Annotated in this window: 8 protein-coding genes; 1 reads left to right on the plus strand and 7 read right to left on the minus strand. The window is 62.0% G+C overall.

Annotated elements, in window-relative coordinates; all coding sequences use genetic code 11:
- Positions 1-40 precede the first annotated feature (40 nt).
- The gene (locus Q1V60_RS21890; protein WP_300634711.1) at positions 41-601 is read right to left on the minus strand and encodes a HutD family protein; all 561 of its coding nucleotides are present in this window, start codon (positions 599-601) and stop codon (positions 41-43) included.
- Entirely contained in the window at positions 598-1,308 is a 711-nt protein-coding gene (hutC, locus tag Q1V60_RS21895; protein ID WP_300634732.1) for a histidine utilization repressor, read from the minus strand. The genes Q1V60_RS21890 and hutC overlap by 4 nt, the downstream gene beginning before the upstream one ends.
- Before the next feature lie 147 nt (positions 1,309-1,455).
- Between hutC and Q1V60_RS21900 the strand changes: the two genes are divergently transcribed.
- Positions 1,456-2,820, plus strand: coding sequence for a formimidoylglutamate deiminase (locus tag Q1V60_RS21900; protein ID WP_300634714.1), 1,365 nt, complete (start codon positions 1,456-1,458; stop codon positions 2,818-2,820).
- A gap of 64 nt (positions 2,821-2,884) precedes the next feature.
- Here Q1V60_RS21900 and Q1V60_RS21905 read toward each other — a convergent pair whose 3' ends face one another.
- The 5 genes from Q1V60_RS21905 to Q1V60_RS21925 form a co-directional block, all read right to left on the minus strand.
- On the minus strand, positions 2,885-3,454 hold the full coding sequence (locus Q1V60_RS21905) for a lipocalin family protein (protein ID WP_300634717.1): 570 nt from the start codon (positions 3,452-3,454) through the stop codon (positions 2,885-2,887).
- A 30-nt stretch (positions 3,455-3,484) separates the two neighbouring features.
- Positions 3,485-3,739: a hypothetical protein gene (locus Q1V60_RS21910; RefSeq protein WP_300634720.1), complete on the minus strand. Its 255-nt coding sequence runs from the start codon at positions 3,737-3,739 to the stop codon at positions 3,485-3,487.
- Between the two features lie 176 nt (positions 3,740-3,915).
- Complete coding sequence (locus tag Q1V60_RS21915) at positions 3,916-4,926, minus strand: class 1 fructose-bisphosphatase (protein WP_300634723.1); 1,011 nt, start codon at positions 4,924-4,926, stop codon at positions 3,916-3,918.
- A 109-nt stretch (positions 4,927-5,035) separates the two neighbouring features.
- Positions 5,036-6,391, minus strand: a complete 1,356-nt coding sequence (locus Q1V60_RS21920) for a DUF3999 domain-containing protein (protein WP_300634726.1) — start codon at positions 6,389-6,391, stop codon at positions 5,036-5,038.
- Positions 6,388-8,474: DUF2339 domain-containing protein (locus tag Q1V60_RS21925; RefSeq protein ID WP_300634729.1), on the minus strand; the 2,087-nt coding region annotated here is incomplete at its 5' end. The genes Q1V60_RS21925 and Q1V60_RS21920, both read right to left, overlap by 4 nt.

The following is an 8,474-nucleotide window of genomic DNA, read 5'->3' on the forward strand; positions in this document are numbered from 1 at the left end:
CTGATACACCGCATTCGCGAGCAAGCCCGCTCCCACAGTTTTAATTGCGCTCGGTCAGTTCGATCAGGCAGCAGCGGCCACTGACCGAGATGTCCAGCAGTTCGGTGTTACCGTCTACTTGCAGGCAGTCGTGGTGACCGAGTTTGTGGTCCAGCACCTTCACCTCATCGGCAACGCTGAACACCAGCACCGTCTGCGCAGACGTGAAAAATCGCTGCACACCATCCACCCATTGCAACCGCGCGTGATAGCGCTGGGGCGAGTAGATCAGGTTGAAATCGCGGATCGGCCCGGTGATCAAGCGGCACGACACTTCGCTGTCACCGTCGAAAGCGAAGGGTTGCAGCGGTAACAACCCACGCTGCTCCTCACCATCCACGGTCAACACCATGCCCGCGCCCTTGATAACGGTGATCACGCGCTGGTAACCGGGAAAGGTGGAAAAACCACCGGACTGCGCAATATCGGCGATCGACAGGCGCCAGCCGAAACCCTCCAGGCCGGTGCCCGCATCACGGGCGATTTCTTCGGTACTGCCGCCGCCGTTCTTCCACGGCATGCGTACGTAGTCGGCGGCGCGCCAGAGGTTGACTGAACTCATTTGCTGAAGCGTCCTTCGAGGCTGTGCCGGGAACCGGGGTGAATCAAGCGCGCGGCCGTCACCGGCTGGCGGCCGGACCAGGTGCGCCGGCGGATCAACAGGCAGGGCTCGCTCGGCTCGATCTGCAACAGCTTGCACTCGGCGGCATCGGCGAGGATCGCTTCAACCACGTGCTCGCCTTCAGTCAGCGGTGCGACCTGGTTGAGGTAGGCGTAGGGCGTTTGCAGGGTGAAATCCTGTTGCAAATATTCCGGCGCGACCAGGGCGTTGACGAAACGGTCTTCGATCTGCACCGGAATGTCGTTTTCGAAATGCACGATCAGCGAGTGAAACACCCGCCCGCCTTCGCGCATTTCCAGAGCGACGGCACGTTCGGAACCCGCAGCTTCTTCGCCCAGCGTGATGACTTGGCACGTATGCCGATGGCCGCGGGAGGCGATCTCGTCGGCAATGTTGTGCACTTCAAACAGCGCCGATTGGCTCTTGGGCTCAGCGACGAACGTGCCGACGCCTTGCATGCGCACCAGCAAACCTTCAGCGGTGAGTTCGCGCAGGGCGCGGTTGATGGTCATGCGGCTGAAACCCAGCTGGCTGACCAGTTCGCTCTCGGACGGTACACGGTAATGGGGCGGCCAGTTGCCGTTGAGAATTTGCTGGCTGATCATCTGTTTGACGCGGGCATACAAGGGCGCCGGACTTTCGTCCATGTGGGCAGCCAGCGATGACTTGGCGGGCGGAGTCGGCACAGGGAATCCTTGCAGGAGGAAAAGATGCATAGATTGCCGGAGTTTACCGAGCAGGCAAACGTCTGTATATGTATATACAAATAAACACACGACCGGGGTGCCTTGATCATGTCCGCTTTCTTTGCCGAACGCGCGCTGCTGCCTGAAGGATGGGCCAATGATGTACGTCTTGAAGTCAGCGCCGATGGCCGGCTGACACAGGTTGAGGCCAATGCCAGTGCAGACGGCGCCGAACGGCTTAGAGGTCCGGTGCTGGCCGGCATGCCGAACCTGCATTCCCACGCGTTCCAGCGCGCCATGGCCGGCTTGGCCGAAGTGGCGGGCAACCCGAACGACAGTTTCTGGACCTGGCGTGACCTGATGTACCGCATGGTCGGCAAAATCAACCCGGAGCAACTGCAGGTCATCGCGCGCCAGCTGTACATAGAAATGCTCAAGGCCGGCTACACCTCGGTGGCCGAGTTTCACTACGTGCACCACGACGTCAGCGGCCAGCCCTACGCCGACCGCACAGAGCTGTCGCGCCAGATCAGCCAGGCGGCCGCCAGCAGCGGGATCGGCTTGACGCTGGTGCCGGTGCTTTATACCCATTCGGGGTTCGGTGGCCAGGCGCCCAACGACGGGCAGCGCCGCTTTATCAACAGCACCGAAAACTATCTGGAGTTGCAGGCGCGCTTGCATCCGATACTTGCCGCGCAACCGGCGCAGCAACTGGGCCTGTGCTTCCACTCCCTGCGTGCGGTCACACCCGAGCAGATCAAGGACGTGCTGGCCGCCAGCGATAAGGCTTGCCCGGTACACATCCACATTGCCGAACAGCAAAAGGAAGTCGACGACTGCCTGGCCTGGAGCGGCAAACGCCCGTTGCAGTGGCTGTATGACAACGTTGAGGTCGATGAGCGCTGGTGCCTGGTTCATGCCACTCACGCCGATCCCGACGAAGTCACGCGCATGGCCAGGAGTCGGGCGATCGCCGGTTTGTGCCTGACCACCGAAGCCAACCTGGGAGACGGGATTTTCCCGGCAGTGGATTTTCTCGCACAGGGTGGACGTCTGGGTATCGGCTCCGACAGCCATGTGTCATTGAGCGTGGTGGAAGAATTGCGCTGGCTGGAATATGGCCAGCGTCTGCGGGATCAGCGACGCAATCGTCTGTATCGAAGCGATCAACCCATGGTGGGCCGCACGCTGTTCGACGCCGCGCTGGACGGTGGCGCACAGGCACTGGGCCAGCCGATCGGTCGATTGGAAGTGGGCAAACGTGCAGATTGGCTGGTGCTCGATGGCAATGATCCCTACCTGGCGACGGCGACGGAGGATGGGATTCTCAATCGCTGGTTGTTTGCCGGTGGCGATCGCCAAGTGCGTGATGTGCTGGTCAATGGACAGTGGGTGGTGCGCGATGGGCGACATGCTGGCGAAGAAGAAAGCCGCCGGGCGTTTACGCAGGTCTTGAAGGAGTTATTGGGTTAAGACACCCCATAACAACGTGGGAGCTGACAAGCCAGCTCCCACCGTTGAGCGGCAGTGTTTCCGGCTACTTCGAAGTCTTCGCCATTTGCTTGTCCGACGTACGCCAGATCAAGCGCGTGGTGTCATACCCTTGCTGCCGCGCCCTGCTCAACAGGTCTTCGCGGGTGTCGGCGCTCACCGTCGGCGTGCGCGACAAGATCCACATGTAGCGGCGGCTCGGGCTGCCGACGATGGCGGTCTTGTAGTCATCGCTGACATACAGCACCCAGTAATCGCCCTTGGCGACGCCTGGCAATAACGAAGTAAACCAGTTATTGAATTCCACCCAGAGCTTGTCGGTCTTGCCGGGCACTTGCGGCGTGGCCGTGCCTTTGGCTTCCTGCCAATTCCACTCAGGCGTCAGGCAGCGGTTGAACACCGACATGTCGCCATCGGGCAGCAAGGTGTAGTGCGCTTCGGATTGCGCACAGTTGCGCTGGAAGTACATCGGCAATCGCGCCAACTCGTACCAGGTGCCTTGGTAACGCTTGAGGTTGACGTTGTTCGCGGTCTTGGGTTGCAGATCATCGCCAGAATGGCTGGCGCAGCCCGCCAAAAACAGGCTGGCGCAAAGGAACAAAACAAAACGCATCATTCTTCTTCTCCCGCAGGCTCGCGCCCCGGTTTACTTCAGGCCTTGCCCGGAAAACATCAGTACCTTGTCACCGGCATATTGAACGCTGATAAAGCTGGTTTTATCGCCCCAGGTGCAGCTGGACATGCCCAGTGCGCCGGAACAATCGGTCGGCTTGCCCAGCAACGACTCCACCTCGGCCTTGGCCATGCCGGCCGACAGTTTCTGGTAGTTTTCTTGATTGACCTTGCTGCAAGCGGCTAACAGCACGCAAAAAGTCAGCAGGGCGAGACGGCGTAACGACATGGAAAAGCTCCTGGAGAGACAAGGCAGCTGGGGTATCTGCCAGAAGCTTAGAAGGGAAAAGAGGTGTCTGGTTCCCGACGAGCGAAAACAAAAAAGCCCCGAAAACGCTGAAACGTTTCGGGGCTTCTTCAAGGGTGAACCGGCTCACAACAACGCCGATCACTCATCGCTGCAGGTTACTTCTTGTGGTAGGCCGTCACACGCTCAACTTCTTCCTTGGAACCCAGGAACACCGCCACACGCTGGTGCAGGCCTTCGGGCTGGATGTCGAGGATGCGCTGGTGGCCGTCAGTGGACGCACCGCCCGCCTGCTCAACCAGGAACGACATCGGGTTGGCTTCATACATCAGGCGCAGCTTGCCCGGCTTGGAGGGCTCGCGGCTGTCACGTGGGTACATGAACAGGCCACCACGGGTGAGGATGCGGTGCACGTCGCCAACCATGGCAGCGACCCAGCGCATGTTGAAGTTTTTCTTCAACGGGCCTTCTTCGCCTTCCATCAGCTCGTTGACGTAGCGCTTCACCGGCTCTTCCCAGTGACGCTGGTTGGACATGTTGATCGCGAATTCCTGCGTGGAAGCAGGAATGGTGATGTCTTCGTGGGTGAGTACGAAGCTGCCCATTTCGCGGTCGAGGGTAAAACCTTTGACGCCATCGCCCAGGGTCAGGACCAACATGGTCTGCGGGCCGTAGATCGCATAGCCGGCGGCAACCTGCTCGGTGCCTGGCTGCAGGAAGGCCTTTTCATTCAAGGCTTCGTTCTGGCTCAGGTATTCGTTCGGGCAACGCAATACCGAGAAGATGGTGCCGACCGGGGCGTTGATGTCGATGTTGGACGAACCGTCCAGTGGGTCGAATACCAACAGGTACGCGCCCTTAGGGTATTTACCCGGGATCTGGTAGGCATTGTCCATTTCTTCGGATGCCATGCCGGCCAGGTGACCGCCCCATTCGTTGGCTTCGAGCAGGATCTCGTTGGACAGCACGTCCAGCTTCTTCTGCACTTCACCCTGCACGTTTTCAGTGCCCATGCTGCCCAGGACACCACCCAGTGCGCCTTTGGACACGGCGTGGCTGATTTCCTTGCAGGCACGCGCCACCACTTCGATAAGGAAGCGCAGATCGGCAGGCGTGTTGTTGCTGCGGGTCTGCTCGATCAAATAGCGACTCAAGGTAACGCGGGACATGTAAGGCTCCGGACAATGGGGGGCGTGAAAACCCGCGCAGTTTAGCGCGAGTCTGGGCGTATTTCCTCCTATCAGAGGATTTAAACCCAATAGAGTTCATGGACTTTAGTTAACGTGCCGACGGCGGTTTGCGCAGCAAACTGTAGGCCATGGCGCCCAGCGCGGCCACGCCCAGCAATAATACGGCCCAGAGGCCGAGTTTTTTCCAGTTCGGACCGTTCTCGACAGCCGTCACAACCGCAGGCGACGTGACGGCGACCTCCCCCACAATGCCGGCTTGCCCCAGCGCCTTGAAACGCTCGGCGCTGTAGTCCGGGATCAGCGTCGACAGCGGCAGGTTGGCGGCCTTCACCGAGGCATTCCCCAACGCCAGGCTGAACGGCGGCTCTCCCCGCGCCAGGAACACCAGCTGGGTTGTACGTACCGCGAAGCGCAAGGCCGGCGTTTCAGCGCCCAGGCCGCCGCCGCGTTCGTCCACCTGCACCCTGAGCTGGTTGACGACCTGGCCCGGCAGCTGCAATTCATCCTGTAAGACGTCCTGGCCGTTCTGCGTCAGGCGGTACAACAGCCCATTGCTCAAGGGCTGCCACGCTTGCTTGGCATCACTTCGCCCCGACAACGTCACCGGCGCCAGCGTGTTGGGCTGCTTCAGCTCGATACGCACGCGCTCCACATTCAGCCCCGTGGGCCATTGCCAGCTGTATTCGCCGGCCTTGAGTCGCGTGCCGGTCAACGGCTGCGACCACACCAGCGGCATCGGCAGGCTGCTGCTGGTGGCGCTTGCCAGTTTGGCGGAGGTCAGCAGCGGCGCTGCCTGGCCTTGCCACACCAGCCGCAGGTAGCGCGCCGGTTGCCCCGGCAGGCTGACATCATGCTGCTCGACCCGCTCATCAGCGAACGACAAGCGCGCCACTTGCCCATCGCCCCAGGATTGCCAATGCTGCAGGTCGTCGCTGGCTTCAATACTGAAGCGCTGGAAACCCTCTCTTTCGCCGCTCCAGTCGAGGCTCAGTTGCTGCAAGGGCGCCTTGATCGCACTGGCATCCAGCACCCAGCCGCGCAGCACCTGCTTGCCGGGGCTCGCGGCCGCGCCCGGTTTGATCTCCACCAGGGTGCCTTCGCCGGTGGTCTTCATCACCACGCCGGGCAAGGCCTGCAGGGTGTCGGCGGCGTACAGCGGGAACCACTTCACGTCAGTGACGTTGCGGCTTTCGGTGCGCTGGGACGACTGGCGCGACAACGCATACGCCTGGGGTTCTCCGGCAGCGTTGAAGACACGCACATCGCTCAGGTCGGCCTGGCGCGCATTCAGTTGCACCTCCAACGGCAACTCCAGGCGATACCACGGGCCGTTGCCGCTGATACTCAGTGGCACCTGGCTGGCAAAATCCGCCGGGCCTTCCTGGGCCCACGCCGACCACGCCACACACAGGCCCAACAGGGCCACGCTCAACTTACCGTTCAAGAGGCTGCTCCTTCAGTTTCCAGCACAGGTTCGGCACGCTTGGGCGGCAGGGGCGCAAAATAACCCACCACCAGCAACAGGACGCCGACGCCAATAAACGAGACGATCCGCGCCAGGCCGCCACGGTTGCTCAGCTCGACAAAGAACAACTTGGCCACCACCACCGCAATCAGTGCCGCGCCGATCAACCACACCTCGCGACGATGGCGCAGGTGGCCGCCGATCATCAGCCCCAGTGCGATCAAGGTCCATATGATCGACAGGCCGGCTTGCACCAGCATCGATTCGAGCAACGCGTCCAGCTGAAACGGCACGCCACCCCAATGGTGCGCGGTGCGCATCACCAGTGCGGTGAAGAACGCAAACAGGGAAAGCCCCGCCACCCCTTGGGCAAGCAACTCGGCCCGTGGCCCGCGTTGCGGCGCCACGCTGCGCGACCACACATACACCCCCAGCAGCGCGAACAACAGGCCCAGGTCCAGCGGGTTAAGCAACGGCACATAGGGCAACGGGTTGGCCGTGCCGTCGCTGAAGCTGTTGGCCAGCCAGAACCAACCGAGCATCAGCACGGCCAGTGGCAGTGCCGCGAGTACCCGGTATTCGCGCGGATAGGCCGACACCGGCCACGGCCAGTTGCGCGGCGCTGCGGCCAGCACCAGATACAGGCTTGGCAGGATTGCCCAGCCCAACCAGCGCCAGGCATTGTATTCGGCCGAAAAGCGCAGCAGGCTATAGCGCAATTCCAGCGCCAGCAGGCCGATCAGCATCCAGCAGCCCAGCACATGGGCGATGCCCAACGCCCTGCCCGGCACCACCGCTGCCAAGCGTCGCAGTGAGACAAAATGCACCACGAACACGGCTGGCCATGCCAGCCAGCCGTACTGCGCCGCCGGGTGGTAATAGGTATGGGCCGAGACCAGCAGCACCAAGCCCGCCACCGGCATCAGCAAGGTGCAGAGCATGCCCAGCGACGCCCAGCGCAGTCGTGCCGCCAACAACGTCCAGATCGCCACGCTGGCGGCGGCGATGCCGAGCAGGAAGGCGCCGTGCAGTTCGACGGGAACAAACCGCAGCACTTCGCCGCCCAGCGCCATCGTCCACCAGGCCGCGCCCCACACCAGCAGCAGATCGGACAGGCGCTGCAGCTTCAGCACATCAAATACGGGCGCATGAGGTTCACGCTGCAAGCGCCAGGCACCGACCAATGCGGCCAGGGCCAGCACCATCGGCGTCCAGAAACCACTGTGGGCCAACGGGCGCAACCCTTCAGCGGTCAACGGCCCGAGCAACTGCGGCACCGACATCAGGAATGAGCCACCGCCAATCAGTTGCAGCAGCAAGCCGAACACAAAGCTGACGCGCTGCTGCAAGTACAGGCTCAGCCAGATGATCAACAAACCGCTGGCCGCCCACACACCGCTGGCGCTTTCCCATGGCAGCACGAACAGCACCGCGAGATTGATCAGTACCAGCCCCGCGAGCAGCACCACCGACAAACCGCGCAACAGGCGCACATCGCTGCGCACCTGATCATCGCGCGCCGCCATCAGCATGCCGCCGATCAAGGCCAGCCCGATCAGCGAGGCGGTGAGCAAGCCACTCCAGCCCGCATTGAACACTGCCGTCCCGTCACCGCTTTGCAGACGCAGCAGGAACAACGCACCGCCCAGCAACTGCACGGCAAACGCGGTGAACAGGAAGGTGCGCGAACCGATGCGCAGGCCGACGAACAAAGTCGCCAGGCCCGCGATTGCCCAACTGACGGCCGTGCCTTGGGTATTGAGCAGCATCGGGGCAAGCAGGTACAAAAAGCTCAAGCCGAGGCTCGCCAATGCCGGCAGGCCTTTACGCTCCAGCGCCGTCGCCTGTTCAGGGGACGCTTTGCGCAATTGACCAAAGCTGAACAGCAACGCCGCGCCCAGCATCAGCGCACCCAATGGCGCGCCGTCGAGCAAGGTGCGCTCGCCAAGGCCCAGCTCGCTGAGGAACGCCAGCGCCGAACCCACTTGCAGCAATAAGCCGAAGGCCCGCGCCAGTGGCCGCTGTTGACGCAGACCCAGCCAGAAGATCCCCGCGCCTTCCA

This window comes from Pseudomonas sp., assembly GCF_030147005.1.
Taxonomy (GTDB): domain Bacteria; phylum Pseudomonadota; class Gammaproteobacteria; order Pseudomonadales; family Pseudomonadaceae; genus Aquipseudomonas.

What these genes read in the sequence shown, in the direction of transcription:
- Q1V60_RS21890 (WP_300634711.1), bottom strand. Translation starts at nt 601, where the DNA reads ATGAGTTCAGTCAACCTCTGGCGCGCCGCCGACTACGTACGCATGCCG.
- hutC (WP_300634732.1), bottom strand. Translation starts at nt 1,308, where the DNA reads ATGGACGAAAGTCCGGCGCCCTTGTATGCCCGCGTCAAACAGATGATC.
- Q1V60_RS21900 (WP_300634714.1), top strand. Translation starts at nt 1,456, where the DNA reads ATGTCCGCTTTCTTTGCCGAACGCGCGCTGCTGCCTGAAGGATGGGCC.
- Q1V60_RS21905 (WP_300634717.1), bottom strand. Translation starts at nt 3,454, where the DNA reads ATGATGCGTTTTGTTTTGTTCCTTTGCGCCAGCCTGTTTTTGGCGGGC.
- Q1V60_RS21910 (WP_300634720.1), bottom strand. Translation starts at nt 3,739, where the DNA reads ATGTCGTTACGCCGTCTCGCCCTGCTGACTTTTTGCGTGCTGTTAGCC.
- Q1V60_RS21915 (WP_300634723.1), bottom strand. Translation starts at nt 4,926, where the DNA reads ATGTCCCGCGTTACCTTGAGTCGCTATTTGATCGAGCAGACCCGCAGC.